General features: G+C 67.6%; 18 protein-coding genes. 7 read left to right on the top strand and 11 right to left on the bottom strand.

Annotated elements, in window-relative coordinates:
* Nucleotides 1-23: 23 nt before the first annotated feature.
* From BST42_RS04930 to BST42_RS04920, 3 genes are all read left to right on the top strand, one after another.
* Nucleotides 24-1010: a glycoside hydrolase family 6 protein gene (locus BST42_RS04930; protein WP_083117451.1), complete on the top strand. Its 987-nt coding sequence runs from the start codon at nt 24-26 to the stop codon at nt 1008-1010.
* A 140-nt stretch (nt 1011-1150) separates the two neighbouring features.
* Nucleotides 1151-2347 carry an alpha/beta hydrolase gene (locus BST42_RS04925; protein ID WP_083117450.1) on the top strand — a complete coding sequence of 399 codons (1197 nt, stop codon included), beginning with the start codon at nt 1151-1153 and terminating at the stop codon, nt 2345-2347.
* 58 nt (nt 2348-2405) lie between these two features.
* Nucleotides 2406-3824 (top strand): WS/DGAT/MGAT family O-acyltransferase, encoded by a 1419-nt coding sequence (locus BST42_RS04920; protein WP_083117449.1) that lies wholly within the window; start codon nt 2406-2408, stop codon nt 3822-3824.
* Here BST42_RS04920 and BST42_RS04915 read toward each other — a convergent pair.
* From BST42_RS04915 to BST42_RS04900, 4 genes are read right to left on the bottom strand one after another with little or no spacing between them, the layout of a single operon-like run.
* Nucleotides 3821-4762, bottom strand: coding sequence for a DUF4436 family protein (locus tag BST42_RS04915; protein WP_237159252.1), 942 nt, complete (start codon nt 4760-4762; stop codon nt 3821-3823). The genes BST42_RS04920 and BST42_RS04915 overlap by 4 nt on opposite strands.
* Entirely contained in the window at nt 4755-6041 is a 1287-nt protein-coding gene (locus tag BST42_RS04910; protein ID WP_083117448.1) for an alpha/beta hydrolase, read from the bottom strand. Before BST42_RS04910 ends, BST42_RS04915 begins: the two co-directional genes overlap by 8 nt.
* Nucleotides 6010-7635, bottom strand: a complete 1626-nt coding sequence (gene fadD12, locus BST42_RS04905; RefSeq protein ID WP_083117447.1) for an acyl-CoA ligase FadD12 — start codon at nt 7633-7635, stop codon at nt 6010-6012. Before fadD12 ends, BST42_RS04910 begins: the two co-directional genes overlap by 32 nt.
* Nucleotides 7635-8375: a 1-acyl-sn-glycerol-3-phosphate acyltransferase gene (locus BST42_RS04900; protein ID WP_276009813.1), complete on the bottom strand. Its 741-nt coding sequence runs from the start codon at nt 8373-8375 to the stop codon at nt 7635-7637. Before BST42_RS04900 ends, fadD12 begins: the two co-directional genes overlap by 1 nt.
* Before the next feature lie 154 nt (nt 8376-8529).
* Here BST42_RS04900 and BST42_RS04895 point away from each other — a divergent pair, with 154 nt between their 5' ends.
* Entirely contained in the window at nt 8530-9312 is a 783-nt protein-coding gene (locus BST42_RS04895; protein ID WP_083117445.1) for a crotonase/enoyl-CoA hydratase family protein, read from the top strand.
* Between the two features lies 1 nt (nt 9313).
* Here BST42_RS04895 and BST42_RS04890 read toward each other — a convergent pair whose 3' ends face one another.
* From BST42_RS04890 to BST42_RS04880, 3 genes are read right to left on the bottom strand one after another with little or no spacing between them, the layout of a single operon-like run.
* Nucleotides 9314-10360, bottom strand: a complete 1047-nt coding sequence (locus BST42_RS04890) for an acyl-CoA dehydrogenase family protein (protein ID WP_083117444.1) — start codon at nt 10358-10360, stop codon at nt 9314-9316.
* Entirely contained in the window at nt 10357-11556 is a 1200-nt protein-coding gene (locus tag BST42_RS04885; protein WP_083117443.1) for an acyl-CoA dehydrogenase family protein, read from the bottom strand. Before BST42_RS04885 ends, BST42_RS04890 begins: the two co-directional genes overlap by 4 nt.
* A 5-nt stretch (nt 11557-11561) precedes the next feature.
* Nucleotides 11562-12404, bottom strand: a complete 843-nt coding sequence (locus BST42_RS04880) for a PaaI family thioesterase (protein ID WP_435406009.1) — start codon at nt 12402-12404, stop codon at nt 11562-11564.
* A gap of 274 nt (nt 12405-12678) precedes the next feature.
* Here BST42_RS04880 and BST42_RS30280 point away from each other — a divergent pair, with 274 nt between their 5' ends.
* The gene (locus BST42_RS30280; RefSeq protein ID WP_165760782.1) at nt 12679-15189 is read left to right on the top strand and encodes a hypothetical protein; all 2511 of its coding nucleotides are present in this window, start codon (nt 12679-12681) and stop codon (nt 15187-15189) included.
* A 53-nt stretch (nt 15190-15242) separates the two neighbouring features.
* On the opposite strand, the gene BST42_RS04870 is transcribed toward BST42_RS30280, so the two are convergent.
* A complete protein-coding gene (locus BST42_RS04870) occupies nt 15243-15872 on the bottom strand; it encodes a TetR/AcrR family transcriptional regulator (RefSeq protein WP_083117442.1) in 630 nt (209 codons plus the stop codon).
* Nucleotides 15873-16010 (bottom strand): hypothetical protein, encoded by a 138-nt coding sequence (locus BST42_RS29540; protein ID WP_165760781.1) that lies wholly within the window; start codon nt 16008-16010, stop codon nt 15873-15875.
* Between the two features lie 264 nt (nt 16011-16274).
* Here BST42_RS29540 and BST42_RS04865 point away from each other — a divergent pair, with 264 nt between their 5' ends.
* The gene (locus BST42_RS04865) at nt 16275-18104 is read left to right on the top strand and encodes an acyl-CoA dehydrogenase (RefSeq protein WP_083117441.1); all 1830 of its coding nucleotides are present in this window, start codon (nt 16275-16277) and stop codon (nt 18102-18104) included.
* Nucleotides 18105-18123: 19 nt separating this feature from the next.
* The gene (locus BST42_RS04860) at nt 18124-18582 is read left to right on the top strand and encodes a MaoC family dehydratase (protein ID WP_083117440.1); all 459 of its coding nucleotides are present in this window, start codon (nt 18124-18126) and stop codon (nt 18580-18582) included.
* Nucleotides 18583-18642: 60 nt separating this feature from the next.
* Here BST42_RS04860 and BST42_RS04855 read toward each other — a convergent pair whose 3' ends face one another.
* Nucleotides 18643-20115 carry an aldehyde dehydrogenase gene (locus BST42_RS04855; protein WP_083117439.1) on the bottom strand — a complete coding sequence of 491 codons (1473 nt, stop codon included), beginning with the start codon at nt 20113-20115 and terminating at the stop codon, nt 18643-18645.
* Between the two features lie 41 nt (nt 20116-20156).
* Complete coding sequence (locus BST42_RS04850) at nt 20157-20933, bottom strand: class I SAM-dependent methyltransferase (protein WP_083117438.1); 777 nt, start codon at nt 20931-20933, stop codon at nt 20157-20159.
* Nucleotides 20934-20984 lie beyond the last annotated feature (51 nt).

The raw sequence follows: 20984 nt of genomic DNA, 5'->3' as shown, positions 1-20984 counted from the left end.
TGCGCACTAGCTTTTCTCCGGTGATGTCCTTCGCTACCGGTGCCGTCGCACGGTGGATCGCTCCGTTGTTCGCCGTCGCCGTCGTCGCCGGGCTGGTCTTCTCCGCCGCCCCGGTTCACACCGGCCCCATCCGTCTCGTGGATGACGCCGCGCCGATCGGCGGAGCGCCGTTCTACGTCGACCCGAACTCGGCAGCCATGCGGGCATCAAAGGCCAATCCGGACAGCCCCGAACTGGCCTACATCGCCAACACCCCCCAGGCCTACTTCATCGACAACCTGGTCCCGGCCGCTGCGGTGAGTACCTATCTCAACGGGGCCTGGGCGGCGGGCGCCATGCCGATGCTGGCCATCTACTCCCTGCCGAACCGCGACTGCGGCAGCTTCGCGGCAGGCGGATTCGGCTCGGGCGACGCCTACCGAGGGTGGATCGACCGCGTCGCCTCCCAGATAGGTGGCGGCCCGGTAACGATCATCCTGGAACCGGACGCGCTGGATATGGCCGACTGCCTGTCGCCCAGCGCGCGTCAGGAGCGCTTCGACCTCATCCGCTACGGCGTGGACACGCTGACCCGCAACCCCGCCGCCGCCGTGTATGTCGACGCCGGACACTCGCGTTGGCTGCCCGCCGACGAGATCGCCAACCGGCTCAACCAGGTGGGTATCGAGAAAGCCCGCGGCTTCAGCCTCAACGTGTCCAACTTCTTCACCACCGATGAGGAAATCGGTTACGGCGAAGCGATTTCCGGCATGACCGGGGGAAAGCCGTATGTCATCGACACCTCGCGCAACGGCAACGGACCTGCCGACGGCGAACTGTACTGGTGCAACCCGAGCGGCCGGGCGCTGGGCGTCCAGCCCACCACCAACACCGGAAACGGCCATATCGACGCGTTCCTGTGGGTCAAGCGTCCGGGCGACTCCGACGGGTCCTGCGGCCGGGGAAATCCGGGCCCTGGCCACTTCGTGAATTCATTCGCAATCGAGCTGGCGCGAAACGCCGGACACTGAGCGAACACTGACGTCCGGGCAAACCCTGGCGCACCGCGGGATTCGCTGGGCACGACTGAATCTCGATTCGGCCAGCAAAGCAGTGAACATTCCGAAGAATTTGTCGTTTCAGAAAGTGCCAGCGGGGTACGCTTCGCGCCATGACGGTTAATCCGTGGACGACAGCCCGCTGGCTGATGCAGGCGGGTCCGGCCGACTACCTGATGGCGATGAGCATGGCCTCCGCCCAGCTGCCGGTAGTCGGCAAGCATCTCGAACCGCTGGGCGCGCTGAGCGCCATGAGTGTCTGGGGTGCCAAGCAGATGCCCGAGCTCCTCGGCGCGGCCGCCAAGTCGTGGCTGGCGCCCGACGCCGGGCGGGTACGCCGGGTTCAGCGGGAAAGCACCCGCCAGGTTGCGGAGTCCGGGTTGCGGGGTGTGGTGCTGCCCGAGGACCTGCAGATCGACTGGCCGGCACCCGACACCAAGCCGCCGGTGGCGAGGGCGCTGGAGCACCGCAAGCATCTCTACCGTTCGTCCGTCCGCTACGGCGATCACCCGACCCAGGTCCTCGATGTCTGGCGGCGCAAGGATCTGCCCGCCGAGCCCGCACCGGTTCTCGTGTTCGTCCCGGGCGGCGCCTGGGTGCACGGCAGCCGCATCCTGCAGGGCTACGCGCTGATGTCGCATCTGGCCGCGCAGGGTTGGGTGTGCCTGTCGGTGGAGTACCGCGTGGCACCGCACCACCCGTGGCCGCAGCACATCCACGACATCAAGGCGGCGATCGCCTGGGCTCGCGCCAACGTCGACCGGTTCGGCGGCGATCGTGACTTCGTTGCCGTCGCCGGCTGTTCGGCCGGCGGTCACCTGGCCGCGCTGGCCGGACTCACCATCGACGACCCCGAGTTCCAGGAACACCTGCCGGAGGGTTCGGACACCGCCGTCGACGCCGTCGTGGGCATCTACGGCCGGTACGACTGGGAAGACCGTTCGACGCCGGAACGCACCCGGTTCGTGGACTTCCTCGAGCGCGTGGTGGTCAACAAGAAGCAGAGCAAGCACGGCGACCTGTTCCGCAAGGCCTCGCCGATCGCGCGGATCCATCCCAAGGCGCCGCCGTTCCTGGTGGTGCACGGCTCCGGTGACAGCGTGATTCCCGTCGCGCAGGCCCAGAGCTTCGTCGAGCGGTTGCGTAGCGTGTCCCACGCGCCGGTCGGATATGTCGAACTGCCCGGTGCCGGACACGGTTTCGACATGACCGACGGTGCCCGCACCGGGTCGGTGTCCACTGCAATCGGCCTGTTCCTCAATCGCATTCACCGTGACCGTGCGGCGATGTCCACCAAAGAGGTCATCTGAGACCTACTCGGCTGTATCGTCCCGAATCGGGACGGGGCAGGGGCGGAGAGGCGCACGGATGAAGAGATTGCGTGGCTGGGATGCTGTGTTGCTGTACAGCGAGGCTCCCAACGTGCACATGCACACCCTCAAGGTGGCGATCATCGAATTGCAGGACCTCGGTGACCGTACCTTCGGTGTCGAAGAGTTCCGTCAGGTCATCCGGGGCAGGCTCTACAAGCTCGACCCGTTCCGCTATCAGCTGATCGACATCCCGTTCAAGTTCCACCACCCGATGTGGCGGGAGAACTGCGACGTCGACCTCGACTACCACATCCGCCCATGGCGGGTGAAAGAGCCGGGCGGCCGGCGCGAACTGGATGAGGCGATCGGCGAGATCGCGAGCACGCCGCTGGCCCGGGACCGCCCGCTGTGGGAGATGTACTTCGTCGAAGGCCTTGCCAACGGCCGCATTGCCGTTGTCGGCAAGATCCACCATGCGCTGGCCGACGGAGTCGCCTCCGGCAACCTGATGGCGCGTGGAATGGATCTGCAGAGCGGACCCGACCCGGACCAGGATTTCTCGACCGACCCCTCACCCCGGCGCGGTGAGCTGGTGCGCTCGGCGTTCGCCGACCATTTCCGGCAGATCGCCAAATTGCCGAGTGTCATGAAGTACACCGCCGATGGTATGGCCCGGGTGCGACGCAGCAACCGCAAGCTGTCGCCCGAGCTGACTATGCCCTTCACCCCGCCGCCGTCCTTCCTCAACCACATGCTCACCCCTGAACGACGGTTCGCCACAGCAACTTTGGCACTCGCCGAAGTGAAAGAGACCAGCAAGCTCCTCGGCGTCACGATCAACGATATGGTGCTGGCCACCGCCGCAGGCGCCTTACGCACACTGCTGTTGCGCTACGACGGGGTGGCCGATCACCCGCTGCTGGCGTCGGTGCCGGTGAGCTTCAACTTCGACCCGGATCGGGTGTCGGGCAACTACTTCACCGGCATGATGGTGGCCGTCCCGGTCGACGTCGCCGATCCGCTGGAGCGGGTGCGGCAGACGCACGACGCCGCAGTGCTGGCCAAGGAGAGCCATCAGTTAATCGGGCCGGAACTGATCAGCCGGTGGTCCACCTACCTCCCGCCGGCGCCGGCTCAAGCGTTGTTCAAATGGTTGTCCACCAAGGACGGCCAGAACAAGGTGCTCAATCTGCCGATCTCCAATGTGCCCGGCCCGCGCGAACACGGCCGGGTCGGCGGCGCGCTGGTCACCGAGATCTACTCCGTCGGTCCGCTGACCACCGGCAGCGGGATGAACATCACAGTGTGGAGCTATGTCGACCAGCTCAACATCTCGGTGCTCACCGACAGCGCCACGGTCGGCGACCCGCACGAGGTCACCGAGGCCATGCTGGCAGCATTCTCCGAAATACGGGTGGCGGCAGGGCTTTCCGGTGAACTCGCGGTCGTCGAGACCGCGATGGCTCAGGCCTAGGGTCGCTCCGCGGCCACCGTCGGGGTGTCCTCGAGCGGGGTCTCGTCCAGCACCTCGGTGGTGGCGCTTTCGGCGAGCTCAATCTTTCGCTGGTGCCGGAAGCCCACGACGATGCTGGAGATCAGCGAAATCGAGATCACCGCTTCCGCGATGAAGAACGACCCGAAGTCGATGATCGAACCGATCGGCGGATTGCCGGGCACCGCATTGCGCAAGGGGATCAACGCGAACAGGATCGCGGCCATCATGGAGCAGGCCGGGAAGATCAGGCCGCGCCGCCAGTTCAGGATGTAGAAGGCAGCCACCACCGCGCCGATCGCCAGGCCGAGCATCAGCACCATGATGAACACCGCGAAGATGATCGTGGGCATGCTGCGATGAAGACCGAGATTCACCAGCACGCCGCCGTTCTGGGATGTTCCTGCCGAGGTGTTCAGCCCGAAGAAGGGGTCGGTGTTGATCACGGTCAGCGCCACCGGAATATTGCTTCCGTCGGCGCCGTAAACATGGACTTCGAGCCGTCCGGTGTACCGGTCGAACGGGTAGTCGGTGACCGCGCCGTCGACGCCGACCTTCTGATCGATATCGGGGGCGGGATCGCCGGCCTTGATCTCGGCTTTCCAATTGCCGATCGCGGCCGTCGTCAGCGTCACATCCTGGGCGAAGTTGCCGTCCGGGTCGGCCAGCTTACCGCTCGCTGCCACATCGATAATGGTCACCGAAAGTTGTTGTGTCGCTGAGTCGACCTTCGTGATCCAGGCGGTGACGTTGACCCGGTCCGGATTGTCCCCGTCGCCGAAGTAACTTTCCTGGTCGGTGTTGTTCCTGCTGGTGAGATACCCCGCGACACTCGCCGCGATCACCGCCACCAGCAGCGCGGAGGCAATGATCAATCGGCGCAGCCCGACATCACGGACCCGTCGGATGTGTTTACGCATGCTCCCCCTTGTTCATCCGCTTCGCGTATACCCAGGACAGAAACTGTCCGACCGCTTCGGCGGACTGATGTGCCCGCGGCGAGGAGAAGATGTCGAAAGCGTGCTGCGCGCCGGGCAATTCGGCATACAGCACCGGCGCCTGCGCCACCTGGCGGAATTCGCCGACGAAATCCCGCGCCTCGTCGACCGGGATCACCGAGTCGTGCTCGCCGTGCAGGATGAAGAACGGCGGTGCGTCCGCGCGCAACCGGCGGATCGGTGATGCGGCGGTGTAGATCTCGCGGAACCGGCTGAACTGCCGCTTGACGACGAGGCGCTCGAGGTAGCCGATGAACTGGCGGCGGCCGTTGCCGTGCGTGGTGTACCAGTCGTAGCGGCCGTACACCGGGACCGCGGCCACCACGGAGGTGTCGGCATCGGTGAACCCAGGCTGGTACTCCGGGTCGTTGGGCGTGAGGGCAGCCAGCGCCGCCAGATGCCCACCTGCTGAACCACCGGTGATGGCAACGAAATTGGGGTCGCCGCCGTAGTCGGCGATGTTTTCCTTGATCCACGCCAGCGCACGCTTGACGTCGACGATGTGGTCCGGCCAGGTGTGCGCCGGACTGACCCGGTAGTTCATCGCCACACAGATCCAGCCGCGGTCGGCGAGGTGGCTCATCAACGGGTAGGCCTGAGGGCGGCGCCAGCCGATGGCCCACGCGCCGCCGGGAACCTCCAGCAGCACCGGCGCCTTGCCCTCGCGGGGGAGGTCGCGGCGGCGCCATACGTCGGCCAGATTGGCCCGGCCGTGCGGTCCGTAGCTGATCGTGCTCGTCTTGTCGACGAAGCGTCGACGCGACCACGTGGTGCGCCAGGCCGTGGGTCGGCCCGACGGGGACGGCGCGCTCGGAAGAGTTTCCAGAACATCGGTGAAGTTCTCGCCGAGCCCTTCGGTCAGCGCGTCGCGCAACACCGGTCGCGGCGTGGTCACATTGCGGCGCTGGATCGCCAGCAAGAACAGCCATGACGCGGCCGTCAGCGCAAGGGCGGCGGCACCTCGCCGGCCGCGGAAGTCGCCGCGCAGGCCGCGCCGTGCCGCGTCGAGAACGGAGCCGCCCAGGTAGAGCATCGGTACTTCCGAGGTGGGCCAGCCGAAGGAGAAGACCACCAGCGTCTTGTAGCCCTGGCGCCCCAGTGGGCGAAATCCGTTGGCGGCATTGGCCAGTTCGACGAGCGCGCGGGCCAGCGGGCGCGGGCGCCGCAGCTCAGCCGTCAGCCGTGTGAGCGATGAGTTCATTACGCAGGATTTTGCCAGTGCTTCCGCGCGGCAGTTCACTCAGGATGGTGATCTCCCGGGGAACCTTGTAGTTGGCCAAGTTCTCCCGGACGTGCGCCTTCAGGTCGTCCGGGTTCGCGGTCGCGCCGTCGGTGAGGACCACGAAGGCCACCAGCCGCTGGCCGAACTGTTCGTCGTCAACGCCCAGCACCGTCGCTTCGGCCACCTCCGCGTGCCCGGCCAGCGTCTTCTCCACCTCGATCGGGTACACGTTCTCACCGCCCGAGACGATCATCTCGTCGTCGCGGCCCACCACGAACAGCCGGCCCGCGTCGTCGAGGCGGCCGATGTCGCCCGACGACATGAAGCCGTCGTGAAAGTCCTTGGTGTTGCCGGAGGTGTAGCCGTCGAACTGGGTGGAGTTCTTCACGAAGATCCGCCCGACCTCGCCGGTGGGAACCGTGTTGAACTCGTCGTCGTAGATCCGGATTTCGGTACCCACGGCAGGCTTTCCCGCCGTATCGGGTGCGGCCCGCAGGTCGGTCGGGGTCGCGGTGGCGATCATGCCTGCTTCGGTGGCGTTGTAGTTGTTGTAGATGACGTCGCCGAATTCGTCCATGAACTTGGTGACGACGTCGGGCCGCATCCGCGATCCCGAGCAGGCCGCGAACCGCAGTGTGCGGCCGCTGTATTTGGCGCGAACGTCATCGGGCAGGTCCATGATGCGGTCGAACATCACCGGAACCACACACAAGCCGGTGGCCTTGTACTTGTCGACCAGGGCCAGCGTCGCCTCCGGATCGAACTTGCGCCGGGTCACCACGGTGCAGGCCATCGCCGAGGCGAACACCAGCTGCGAGAAGCCCCAGGCGTGGAACATCGGTGCGACCACCACGGTGGTCTCGCCCAGCCGCCACGGCGTGCGACTCAAGATCGCGATGAGATTGCTCGCCCCGCCGCCGGAGTGCTTGGCGCCCTTGGGCGTTCCGGTGGTTCCGGAGGTCAGCAGAATCAGCTTGCTGTTGCGCTCACTCTTGGCCGCCCGTTGACCCGAATGCGCCTCGATCAGCTTTTCGACGGTAGGTGCGTCCGTCGCCTCGTCGGTCCAGGCCAGGATGCGGATGGCCTCCGGCCGGTCGGCCACTGCCCGGTCCACCGATCCGGTGAATTCCTCGTCGTAGATCACGACGTCGGCGTGTTCGCGGTTGACCACCTCGGCCAGCGCCGGGCCGGCGAACGAGGTGTTGAGCAGCAAGACGTCGGCGCCGATGCGGGTGGCGGCGATCAGCGACTCGACGAACCCGCGGTGGTTGCGGGCCATGATGCCGACCACTTCGGGTGTGCCACCCGGCAACTGCTGCAGCGCGGCTGCCAGTGCATGGGCTCGCTGGTCGAGTTCACGCCAGGTCAGGGTGCCCAGCTCGTCGATCAGGCCGGGACTGTCGGGGCGGCGGGCCGCGGCGGTCGCGAACCCGGTGGCGATCGACAAGCCCTCGGCGCGCGCGGCATTCACCATCGCGACCGTCCGGTCGGGACGCATCGGGGTCAGGAAGCCGGCCTTGGCCAGCGTGACGACGGCGTCGCCGACGGACGTCAACCGGGACAGCAGGTCCATCAGCCGATCACCGGAAGGCGACGTTCGGCGGCCAGTTCGTCCAGCGCCCGTTGCATGACGCCGCGCACATAGGCGTCGACGGCGTGGATGTCGGGGTCTTCGCCGAACTGCTCGGTGATGTTGATCGGCTCGAGCGCGCGGACCACGATCTTGGTGGGCAGCGGCACGTTCACCGGGATGACGGCGCTGAGTCCGAACGGGAAGCCGAACGAGATCGGCAGGATCTTCGCTCGCAACAGCTTGTCCAGTCGCAGCGTCTTGGCCAGGCCGGTCCCGCGGGACAGGAAAATCTGGCTTTCCTGCCCGCCGATCGCCACCGTCGGCACGATCGGAACGCCGGCGTTGATGGCGGCCTTGACGTAGCCGGTGCGGCCGTCGAAGTCGATCTTGTTCTGGGCCAAGGTCGGCCGGTAGACGTCGTAATCGCCACCGGGGAAGACCACCACCACGCCGCCGGAGCGCAGGGCTTCATCGGCGTTCTCGTGATTGGCGTGGATGAAGCCGTTGCGTTTGAAGAAGCCCGCTGTGGGGCCGGTCAGCACCAGGTCATGGCTTAGGGTGTAGACCGGCCGGTCATAGCCGAAGTGCTCGTAGAAGCCGAGCGCGAATACCGGCACGTCCATCGCGAACAGGCCGCCGGAGTGGTTCGACACCACCAGGGCACCGCCGGCCGGGAATGTGTCGAGACCGCGGACCTCGCTGCGGTGGTAGAGCTTGAGGAACGGACGCAGCACTCCCATGGTCTTCTCGACCAGACCGGGGTCCCATTTCTCCGTCTCGGCGGGTGTCGCGTCGCTCGGGCTCACACATCCTCCTAGGAATTGGAACGTGTTCTAGTTTTGATGGTACCGGCCTGGCCGCGCTCGCCGTACCTGGATAGTTACCATTCCGAACGTGACTGAAAACGCCGTTACCGAAGAGCCCGCCGTACTCACCGAGCGCCGCGGCCGAATTCTGATCATCACCATCAACCGGCCCAAGGCCAAGAACGCGGTGAATGCCGCGGTCAGCAATGGTCTGGCCGCCGCCATGGACGAGCTCGACGACGACGCCGGCCTGTCCGTCGGAATCGTGACCGGGGCCGGCGGCTCGTTCTGTGCGGGCATGGACCTCAAGGCGTTCGCCCGCGGGGAGAACGTGGTGGCCGAGGGTCGTGGCCTGGGCTTCACCGAGCGGCCGCCGCTCAAGCCGCTGATCGCCGCGGTCGAGGGGTACGCGCTGGCCGGCGGGACGGAGCTGGCGCTGGCCACCGATCTGATCGTGGCGGCCAACGATTCGGCGTTCGGTATCCCGGAGGTCAAGCGTGGCCTGGTGGCCGGCGGCGGCGGGCTGCTCCGGCTGCCGCAGCGCATCCCGTATCAGATCGCGATGGAGCTGGCGCTGACCGGCGAGAACCTGTCCGCGGTGCGCGCACACGAGCTGGGTCTGGTCAACGCGCTGGCCGAGCCGGGGCACGCGCTGGATGCGGCGATCGAGCTGGCGGAGCGGATCACCGTCAACGGCCCGCTCGCCGTGGCCGCCACCAAGCGGATCATCACCGAGTCGCGCGGCTGGTCGCCCGAGGAACAGTGGAAGAAGCAGGCGAAGATCATGATGCCGGTGTTCGGGTCGAAGGACGCCCAGGAAGGCGCGATCGCGTTCGCCGAGAAGCGCGCCCCCAACTGGACGGGCAGCTGAGCTACACCCCGCCGACCACGAAGTCCCACGGGTCGTCGGCCGCCAACGCCATCCGGCCCAGTCTCCTTGCGTGCCAGGCGGTGTCACCGAACTCGTCGATCCAGCTGCGCGCGCGCATCGTCGCCAGCCACAAGCGGTGCTCGAGCGTCACGCCGATGGCGCCGTGCAGCTGGTGGGCGGCCGTGACCACGGTCGGTACAACCCGGCCCAGCACCACCTTGGCGACGGTGACGGCGTAATCGGCTTGGACGCTGTCGAATCCGTGGACCGCGACGGCGGCGACGGCCAGCTCGGTGGCCGCGCGCGCCCGCTCCACCTCGCCGGCCATCGAGGCCAGTGTGTGTTGAACGGCCTGGAACGCGCTCAACGGACGGCCGAACTGCACCCGCTCCCGGGTGTGTGCCACCGAGAACTCGACCGCGGCATCCAGCGCGCCGAGTGCCTGGATGCAGCGTGCCCAGGCGCCGCGGCGCGTGAGCTCCTCGGCAGCGCCGTCGACGGTGACAAAGCCGTCCGCCGGCACCGCGATCGTGGCGCGCGGTTCACCGCCCAGGTTGTGTCCGATGTCGGTGATCGTCGGCTCGGTGACAGCCACCGCGAGTGTGGCGCCGTCGCGCAGCGCCACCACCACCGCGCTGGCGGCACCCGCATACGGAACGCCGCTGACGGTTGGCGTCCCGGTGTTGCCGATCGCGATCGTCAATGGCCCCTCGTCGGGAACCGCAAGGCCGGCCTTCGCAGCCAGCCAGGCGGCGAGCACATCGGTTTCAGCCAACGGGACGGTGACCGCATACCGGGCCAGCGCCCGCAGCACCACCGCCGATTCCGTTGGGCCACCACCCGATTCGGGATCACTGGTCAGGCGGGTCAGCCCGGCGTCCTGCAGATGTCCCCACGCGACGGTGTCGAAGTCGTCCGGCAGACCGCGATGACCGATCCGCTCCTCGGAGGACCGGGCACCGATGTCCCCGGCGAGCTGCCGCAGATCGGCCAATTCATCTGTGCCACTGTCTGTTACGAATACCCCGCCGGTCAGCACCCGCGTCATCTCAGCCCCATTCCGCGGGCCACCACACCGCGCAGCACCTCGTTGGTTCCGCCACGCAAAGTGAACAGTGGCGAGTGCAGCCGTGCCACGTTCAGCAGCGCGGCCACCCGGTCTCGATCAGGTGCGTCGGTCGCGGCGTAGCCGAACAGGTCCGCCGCCAACTCCACCGACTCCTGCTCGAAGCGGGTGCCCAGGTCCTTGACCAGTGCAGCCTCGTTGACCGGTGACTGCCCGGCGGCCAGCGCCCTGGCCACCGACACCGACAGCTGCCGCAACGAGATCACCCGGGCCAGCAAGTCACCGACGGCCGCGGCGGCGTGGTCGTCGAGATCGTCCTGGCCGGCCAGCAGCGCCACCAGTGCGGTCAGCAGCGCGGCGGTGCTCAGGATGCGTTCCGGGCCACTGCGTTCGAACGACAGCTCAGCGGTGACCTGATGCCAGCCGTTGCCGACCTCGCCGAGCAGATTGTCGTCGCTGATGAACACGTCGTCGAAGGTCACCTCGTTGAAATGGTGCTCACCCGACATGATCACAATGGGGCTGATCGTGATGCCGTGGCTCGGAGGGCAGGAGCGCAGCGACTCGGGAATCGATCGAGCCGTCGGCACGATGAACTGGCTGAATCCGGCGTGACGGCGGTCCGGGTCGACCGGGCTGGTGCGAGCCAGCACCACGATTTGATGGGCCAGGTGCGCACCGCTGGTCCACACCTTGGTGCCCGACAGCAGCCAGCCGCCTTCGGTCTTGGTCGCTTTTGCGGCTGAGGCGGCCAGGTCGGACCCGGCCTGTGGCTCACTCATGCCGATCGCGGAGAAGTATTGTCCGGCAGCAATTTTGGGTAGTAACCGTTGCCGTTGCTCTTCGGAGCCGTAGGCCAGCAGCCCGGGAGCGACCTGGCGGTCGGCGATCCAGTGCGCAGCCACCGGCGCGCCGATCGCCAGCAGTTCCTCGGTCACCACATAGCGATGCAGATGGCTCAGTCCCTGCCCGCCGTATTCGCGCGGAATGGTCAGGCCGAGGAATCCTGCCGCGCCCAGGCGGGCGCTGAACCCCTCGTCCCAACTCGACAGCCACGCGTCCACGGCGGGCTGCCAACCGAATTCGGCACGATCGGCGGTCAGGAAGTCCCGGATCGAGGCCCGCAGCGTCGCCAGCTCGGGCTCGTTGGCGCACAGCGTCGCAAAGTCGTCGGTCATGGTCCTCACCGGTATCCCGTGACACGCGCCAAGATCGCCACCTTGCCGTCGTCACCGACAGCCCGGGCATCGCCGACGGCCGAGTTGCGTCCGACCCGCAGTGCGGTTCCCTCGTAACGGGATTTGTCGCCTGCGAAGAACGGCCGCAGGAAGTTCACCCGCAGCGATGCGGTGCGCAGCGGTTCGGACTGCCCGTGGTTGATCGCCGCCGAGGCAACGAGTTCCAGTCCGGCGCTGCTGACCCCGCCGTGCACGATCCCGATCAGGTTGTTGATGATCGGATCGGGCCGCTGGTCCATCCGATACGTGCCGTCGTCGTCCGGGTGCGTCTCGGTCGACATCAACTCCGCCAGCGTCGTCTCCCGCGTGCGCACCAACGTGTCCGGTCCGCGATGGATGGGCGCGTCGGGCCCACCGCTGATGGCGACCGTGCGCACGGTGCCGCCGCCGATCGTGCTGCCGCGGTGGCTCAGCGTGCAGATGGACAGCAGCGTGGCGCCATGCGGTCCGAGCGGGCGACTGCTCGCCACGACGGGTTCGTCCGGCGCTGCCTGCAGGCTGTCGATCCCGTCGGGGCTGAGTTCGATGGACAGCTCGCTGGACACCGTCCATTGGCCCGCGCCGCGGCGATAGAAGTTCGCCCGGCCGCCGACATCGTCGACCAGGATGGCCAGCGGCCCGATCGTCGGCATCTGAGTGAACGGGTTGGTCAGGTGGCCCACCGGCATCGAGGCCACGACGGTGAACTCGGTGAAGTTCTCGTCGAGCGTCTCGATGCCGAACCGGGTGATGACACTTTCCGGAGTCTCCGGGTCCTGCATGCCGGTCGTTCGCTCGGGCGTCGTCACCCTCGTATTCCAGCATCAGCTGCTGTCGCACCGCGCAGGTAGGTCCGCACACCGGCCACCCGGTCGCGAAATCATGGTGATCGGCAGTCGAACTCAGCATGAGCGTCGGGCGAATCATTTCGCTGCCGAGCGCTGTGCCGAGGTAGCGAGGGTGCCGAGAAACGCCCATCTGCGGGCAAAACTCCGAAATACCTCCTGCGCCGCTGAGGGTTCGGTAACTTCCCTGTAACGGGCGGGGGCACGGGGTTCTCGCATGAGACGGGCGAGGAATCACATGACCGTGCGCACTTTGTCGCAAAGCACCGACCACACCGACGCCTCGACGTCCGGCTACGCCCGTTGGGTGGGTCGGGTCGGCGTGCTGGCGGTTGCTCTGGGCGTCGGCGCCGCCTCGGCGGCCCTGCCGGTGGCCGCAGCGGATACCGGCGGTGCCGGCGGCTCCAGCGGGTCGGGTTCGGGCCGTTCCTCGACCGGCTCATCCCACGCGAGCGGCGACTCGTCGACCAAGGCTTCCCCGAAGGCGGGCACTGCGCGCAGCGCCCCCCGGCACCGCGCTGCCAAGCCGTCGGCCTCGGCGGGTGGTTCCGACTCGACGCCCGCGGTCAAGGACGACGCCCCGGCAGCGGCCGCCACGCCCGCGGGTGCGACCGATTCTCCGAGCGCCCCGGCCAAGTCGACCTCACCCGCTGCCAAGGCGGCCGGGGTGGCGTCGCCCGGAGCGGCCGCGATGGCCGCGCTGGCCGGCAACCCGATCACTGACTTCATCCGGATGTACGTCGGCAACGGCACCGCCGACCACCCCAATGCCGGCATCTTCTGGGGGAACGGCTACAGCTACACCTCGACCTCGTGCACCGGCACCACTGCGTGCAACGGCGGCAACGCGGGTCTGTTCGGTACCGGCGGCAACGGCTTCAACGGCGGCAACGGCGGCGCGGCAGGCTGGTTCGGCACCGGCGGTAACGGCGGCGCGGGCGTGGCCACCGTCAACGGTGGCAAGGGCGGCAAGGGCGGCGCCGGTGGCCTGATCACCGGCAGCGGCGGCGACGGCGGAGCAGGCCTGGCCGGAAGCGGCGCCGACGGCGGTGACGGCGGCAGCGTCGGAGCGCTGTCCGTCAGCGGCAGCGGCGGCTTCGGCGGCGCAGGCGGATCCGGCGTGACCGGTTCGACCGGTGCCACCGGAGGCAGCGGCGGCAAGGGTGAGGCCGGCGGCAACGGTGGCGCCGGCGGCAAGGGCAGCATGATCTTCGGTTCGGGCGGCGGCGGCGGCGCCGGCGGTAAGGGTGGCACCGGTGGCACGGGTGGCACCGGCGTTGACGGCGTGGATGGCGTCAGCGCGGCCGGCGATGGCGGAGCAGGCGGCGAAGGCGGCGTCGGCGGCGCGGGCGGCGCGGGCGGCGCGGGCGGATTCTTGTTCATCTTCGGTTCCAGCGGTGCGGCAGGCAGCGGCGGCGTCGGTGGTACCGGCGGCACGGGCGGTGCCGGTGGTGCAGGCAAGGGCCTCCTGGCAGACGGCTCGACGCAGGCCGGCGGAAACGGCGGCGCAGGCGGCAAGGGCGGAACGGGAACGGCCGGTGCGGCATTCGGTACGGGTGGTGTCGGCGGCGCCGGCGGTGCCGGTGCGAGTGACGGCGTCGGAGCCACCGGCGGCAAGGGCGGTGCGGGCGGCAAGGGTGCCGTGGGCACCGCGGCTGCGGCCGGCCTCGGTGGTGGCGGCGGTGGTGGTGGCGGCGGCGCTCATGTCGAGGGCCTCAATGGTGGCGCGGCTGCCGGTACCGCCACCGGTGGTGCGGGCGGTGCGGGCGGTGACGCGACGACCGTAGCGGGAGTCACCGGTGGCAAGGGCGGCGGCGCCAGCATCGTCGCGGACGGTGTGCTGAGTTCGGCCAGCGGTACCGCCACCGGCGGTGCCGGCGGCAAGAGCGGTGCCGGTGCCCAGGGTGGCGCCGGCGGCGCCGCGGGAATTCAGTCCGGCCCGAACGGCACGGCGTCCGGAAGTGCCAAGGGCGGCAGCGGCGGTGATGCCACCGGCGCAAGCAGTGTCGGCGGCGACGGCGGTTCGGCTCAGCTGCAGGCGGGCATTGTCGGAACCAACTCCGGCGTGGTGAGCGGTCTCTCGACCGGCGGCAACGGTGGGGCAGCCAGCGGCGGCGGCACCGGTGGTGCGGGCGGTGACTCCTCGGTCACGGCCGCAGGTCTGATCGGCTCCGCCATCGGCATCACCTCCACCGGCGGTAACGGCGGCGCGTCCAGCGTCAACGGGAAGGCCGGCGGTGACGGCGGCTTCTCGGAGGTCATCGGTCTGAACGGCACGATCACCGGCGGGTCGGCGATCGCAGGCAACGGTGGTGCCACCAAGGGCGCTCTCGGTGGTGACGGTGGGTTCGCAAAGCTCGACGCGGCCGACGCGGGCGCTCCGGCAGGCACCGCGATCGTCAACGGCACGTCGACCGGCGGTAACGGCGGTGACGGCGGAGCCAATGGCACCGGCACCAACGCCGCGGCCGGCGGCGCGGGCGGCACCGGCGGCAACAGCACCTTCCAGCTGTCCGGCGGTCAGACGTCGACCAACGGGGTCAATACCGGCGGCAACGGCGGCTCCGGTGGCAAGGGCACCAACAGCGGCACCGGCGGCAGCGGAATCGGCGGTAAGGGCGGTGACGGCGGCAACGGCGGCAATGCCTCGGGCGCCCTGGGCGTCGGCACCGCCGGTACCAACGGTGGCGATGCGCAGGCCAATGGCACCCCGGGCACGGCCGGCACCGACGGGACCAACAATCCCTGATCGTTAGTTGGAAACCAACGGGCACAGCCATTTCGGCTGTGCCCGTTGGCCATTCAGGGGTTCAGGGTCGGCACGCCGAACTTCGTCACGAATTCCTTTGCCTTGATCAGGAATTCCATCTGAGCCGCGACGTCATGAAGGGGCTGCAGGCTGCGCGCCGATCGGCACAGCACCACGGCCCCCTCCATCGCGGCGAGGGTGGTGTCGGCCAGTGCGCTCGCGTCGGCCTCGTCGAAACCTTCGCGTAGGTAGGCCTGCTTGGACGCCTCGCGCCAGCGGCTGAAGATCTGCCCGGCGACGGCGGTGAGCTGGTGTTCGTCCTCGCCGGATCCGATAGCGGCGGCCAGCACCGGACACCCTGCGGTGTAATCGCTTGTGATCAAGGCGTTTTCCCAGAGCTCGACGAAGCGGCGTAGCAGCACTCCGGCGTTCTCGCAGGCAGCCGCGTCGATACTCTCGGTGATCACGTACCCGGCGTACTCGAGCGCCTCACGCAGAATCTGGCTGCGGCCTTCAGGAAAGTGGTGATAGACCGAACCGCGCGGCGCACCGCTGCGGGCCAGTACCTCGTCGATGGTCACGCCGGCCGCGCCGCGTTCGCGCAGCACCTCGGCGGCGCTCACCAGCATCTTGGTGCGGGTGGAGCCTCGACTTTTTCGATCGGTTGGTGGCGTCCGGGTCATTCAGGCGGCGGGGGTGTGACGGACATGGCTACCCCGCCACGCCAGCGCCCGAGCTCCGCGACCGAACAACTGCCGGCGCTTGTCGGGTACCTCGCGCGTGAACCGGTGGCCGGCGATGTTCAGCTCGATCAGCCACATTTCTCTCTCCTTGCGGGGGCAGGTCTGGAGACCAACTCCATAACTATGCTTACGACCATAAGATAAGAGTCCGGTGAGCGCAACCCGGCAGTTGACGTCTACGTTAACGGCAGGCAAACCGGCACCGTCGCGCCGAGCCTTCGATGCGCCGACATGCGGTTATATGGTTTCGACCATATTTCTGGACGCTGCCTGAACAGGCTGATCAGCGCAGGTGAACCGAGCTAGGCTCGGGCTCAGCCGGCGATGAGGAGGACGCACGCGATGAGCCACTACAAGAGCAATGTCCGCGACCTCGAGTTCAACCTTTTCGAGTTCCTCGACTTGGAGAAGGCGCTCGACGACTATCCCGATCTCGATGCGGACTCGATCCGCGAGATGCTCAACGAGGCTTGCCGCCTGGCCGAGGGGCCGGTCGCCGAATCGTTCGCCGAAACCGACCGTCATCCGCCCACATTCGACCCCGGCACCCATGCCGTGTCCTTGCCCGAGCCGTTCTGCAAGTCCATGCGGGCCTGGCAACAGGGGGAGTGGTTCCGCATCGGGCTCTCCGAAGAGGTGGGTGGCGTCCCGGCGCCGGCGATGGTCACCTGGGCGATCGACGAACTCGTGCTGGGTGCCAATCCCGCGGTGTTCATGTACATGGCCGGCCCGATCATGGCGAACATCCTGTTCCACATCGGAAACGAACAGCAGAAGCACTGGGCGACGCTGGCCGCCGAACGCAATTGGTGCGCGACGATGGTGTTGACCGAGCCGGATGCCGGCTCCGATGTCGGCGCTGCCCGGACCAAGGCGGTCGACGCCGGCGACGGGACCTGGCACATCGAGGGCGTCAAACGCTTCATCACAAACGGTGACACCGGCGACTTCTTCGAGAACATCCTCCATCTGGTGTTGGCCCGCCCGGAAGGCGCCGGACCGGGAACCAAGGGTTTGAGCCTGTTCCTGGTGCCCAAGTTCCTGCTCGATCCGCAGACCGGTGAACCGGGCGAACGCAACGGCGCCTACGTCACCAATCTCGAACACAAGATGGGTCTGAAAGCTTCGGCCACAACCGAACTCAGCCTCGGGTTGCACGGCAAGCCGGCGATCGGCTGGCTGGTGGGTGACGTCCACAACGGCATCGCCCAAATGTTCAAGGTCATCGAGTACGCCCGAATGTTCGTCGGCACCAAGGCTATCGCCACCCTGTCCACCGGTTACCTCAACGCACTGGAGTACGCCAAGACCAGGGTGCAGGGTGCCGACCTGACGCAGATGACCGACAAGACGGCACCGCGGGTGACGATCATCCATCACCCCGATGTTCGCCGTGCCCTGATGACGCAGAAGGCGTACGCGGAAGGTCTGCGCGCGCTCTACCTCTACACTGCGGCCCATCAGGATCCTGCAGTGGCACAGATTGTTTCGGGCGCCGACGCCTCGATGGCGGAGCGGGTCAACGACCTGCTGCTGCCGATCGTCAAGGGTGTCGGCTCCGAACGCGCCTACCAGTGCCTGACCGAGTCGCTGCAGACGTTCGGCGGCTCCGGCTTCCTGCAGGACTACCCGATCGAGCAGTACATCCGCGACGCCAAGATCGACTCACTCTATGAGGGCACCACCGCGATCCAGGCTCAGGACTTCTTCTTCCGCAAGATCGCCCGGGATCAGGGCGGGGCGCTGGCACACGTCGTCACCCAGATCGAGAAGTTCATCGACAGCCCGGACCCCCGGCCCGAATTGGCCACCGCCCGTGCATCGTTGGCTGACGCGCTGGACAACGTGCGCGCGGTCGCGACCGTGATGACCGGCTATCTGCTGGGGGCCCAAGAGGATGCTCGCGAGCTCTATCGTGTGGGACTCGAGTCGGTGGGGCTCCTCCTCGCCGTCGGCGACCTCTTGATCGGCTGGTTCCTGTTGCGCCAGGCCGAGATCGCGCTGCAGGCCCTCGACGGTGACCCGGATCCGCGCGAGCAGGATTTCTATCGCGGCAAGGTGGCGGTGGCGAAGTTCTTCGCGGATAACGTACTGCCGCGGCTGGCCGCCGAGCGCAAGGTCGCGGAGTCGATCGACCTGGCGATCATGGACCTGCCCGAAGAGGCGTTCTGACGCTGGCTATGGTGAGCCCATGAAGGTGATCACATCTATCGACGACGCGACGTCCGCGATCGGTGAGGAACTCGGCGTCAGCGACTGGCTGCAGATCGACCAGAAACGCATCAACGATTTCGCCGACGCCACCGGGGACCATCAGTGGATCCACGTGGATGTCGAAAAGGCGAAAGCCGAAAGCCCGTACGGCACACCGATTGCGCACGGATTCCTCACCCTGTCGCTGATCCCCGCGCTGTCCAAGGACAACTTCCGCATCGAGAACGCCAAGATGGCGATCAACTACGGACTCAACAAAGTCCGGTTCGTTGCGGCCGTCCCGGTGGACAGCAGCATCCGGGTGCGCTCGGAACTCGTCGGCGCCGACAAGGTCGACGACAACACCGTCAACCTGACCGTCAAGCACACCATCGAGATTGACGGTGTCGACAAGCCCGCCGCCGTCGCCGAGATGATCGTGCGCGCGCTGTTCTGACCAGACGGAAAAGCCCCCGCACGCGCGGCGTGTCGGGGGCTTTTCCGTCTGGTCGGCGGGTTACTCGGGCTGGTACCCGAACGGCAGCAGCACGCTCTTGGCCTGGGTGTAGGCCTCGATACCCTCGGGGCCGTTCTCCCGGCCGATGCCGGAATTCTTGTAGCCACCGAACGGCGAACCCGGATCGAACGCGTACATGTTGACCGCGTAAGTGCCGGTGCGGATCTGGGCAGCGATCTTCATCGCCTTGTCGTTGTCGGTGGTGTAGACCGACCCGGCCAGACCGTAGACGGAGTCGTTGGCGATGCGGACGGCGTCCTCTTCGGTCTCGTAGGGGATCACCGCCAGGACGGGTCCGAAGATCTCCTCCTGCGCGATGGTCATCGAGTTGTCGACATCGGCGAACACCGTCGGCTGCACGAACCAACCGCCGTCGAGCCCCTCGGGACGCTCACCGCCGGTCACCAGTCGGGCGCCTTCCTCGACACCCTTCTTGATGTAGCCCTCGACCCGCTCGCGCTGCTTCTCACTGATCAGCGGGCCGATCATGGCGCCCGGGTTGTCGGGCAGTCCGATCGGCATGGCCGCGACGGCGGCGGACAACTTCTCGACGACCTCGTCGTAGCGCGACCGGGGCGCCAGGATGCGGGTCTGGCCGACGCAGGCCTGCCCGCAGTTCATCAGTCCGGAGAAGACCAGCATCGGCAACGTCGAGTCCAGGTCGGCGTCCTCGAGGATGATCGCGGCGGACTTGCCGCCCAACTCCAGGGTGCACGGCTTGAGCTTCTCGGCGGCGATCTTGGCGATCTCCTTGCCGACCCCGCTGGAGCCGGTGAAGGTGAACTTGTCGATCTCAGGATTGGCGGTCAGTGCGCGACCCGTCTCTGGGCCACCGGGCACCACCGAGAGCACACCCTCCGGCAGGCCCGCTTCGGCGAAGACCTCGGCCATCGCGAACAGCGACAGTGGGGTCTCGGCGGCCGGCTTCACGACGATGGTGCAGCCGGCCAGCAGCGCCGGGCCGAGCTTGTTGGCGGCCAGGAAGAATGGCACGTTCCACGCGGTGACGGCTGCGACCACGCCGATCGGCTCACGCAGCACCATCGTGGTGCCGTACACGCCGTCGCGGAAGTCGCGCCAGGTGAACTTGTCGGCCGCACCGGCGAAGTACTGGAACGACGACATCGCGGCGCCGTACTGCATCATGTCGACGATCGTCGGCGGCTGGCCGGTTTCGGCGGCCAGCAGGAACTTGAACTCCTCGGCGCGCTCTTCGAGGATTTTGACGGCGCGGGCCAGGATCTCGCCGCGCTCGGTCGGCGACATCTTGGGCCACGGGCCCTCGTCGAAGGCCTTGCGGGCGGCGGCGCAGGCGGCGTCGACATCGGCCTTGGCGGCCAGCGGCACCTTGCCGACCAGCTCGCCGGTGGCGGGGGAGTGCACTTCAATGACCTCGGCGGTGGACGGTTCGGTCCACTTGCCGCCAATGAACAGCTTGTCCCATTCGGTTCTGAATGCCGTGCTCTGTGTCATGACCGTCACACTACCTACTGGAGACAGAAACTAGAACCTGTTCATTTCGAGCGAATCGGTGGCCGCAGCACCAGCACCAAATTGCTCACCAGGAACTCCCGTACACCGGGTACATCGGCCAGCCCCCAGGCCCATCGCGGGTGGTAACGCGGGAATGCCGCGACCAGTGCTCCGGTTCCCGCCGCCCAGCGCAGGCCCGCTGCCGCGGAGACGGCGAACAGCGACGACCCGTAGTTGTTCTTGGGCGGATGGCCGTGCTTGCGGGTGTACCGGGCGGCCGCCCGGGCCCCGCCCAGATAGTGCGTGAGCCCCATCTCATGCCCGCCGAACGGCCCGAGCCAGACCGTGTACGACAGGATCGCCAGGCCGCCGGGCCGGGTCACCCGCAGCATCTCCGCCCCCAGCTGCCACGGGCGGGGCACGTGCTCGGCGACATTGGACGACAGGCACGCATCGACACTGCCGTCGGCGAACGGCAACGCCATGCCCGAGGCCCGCACGAATGAGCCCGGACCGGCCTGCCGGACCTGCTCGGCGGCGTGCATCTCGCTCGGATCCGGCTCCACGCCGATGTAGTTCCAGCCGGATCGGGTGAATGCGGCGGCGAAGTAGCCCGGGCCGCCGCCGACGTCGACGAGCGTGTGGCCTGCCACCGGGCCGTTGGCGGCCTGCCACAGGTCGGTGACCATGTCCGCGGTGTCGGTGGCCAGGGCGCCGTAGAAGCGGGCGGGGTCGGACTGTTCGTAGCGGAATTCACTGAGCAGCCGCGTCGATCGGCCCAGCGTCGCGCGCCGGGCGAACAGGTCGGTGACGGCCACGGACTCACAGTAGCCACGCGCCGAAATTCACGTTTCGCAGAAAAAGTGCGA

Source organism: Mycolicibacterium rhodesiae, from assembly GCF_002086695.1.
Lineage (GTDB): Bacteria > Actinomycetota > Actinomycetes > Mycobacteriales > Mycobacteriaceae > Mycobacterium > Mycobacterium rhodesiae.
This window is presented reverse-complemented; position numbering and strand designations above follow the sequence as displayed.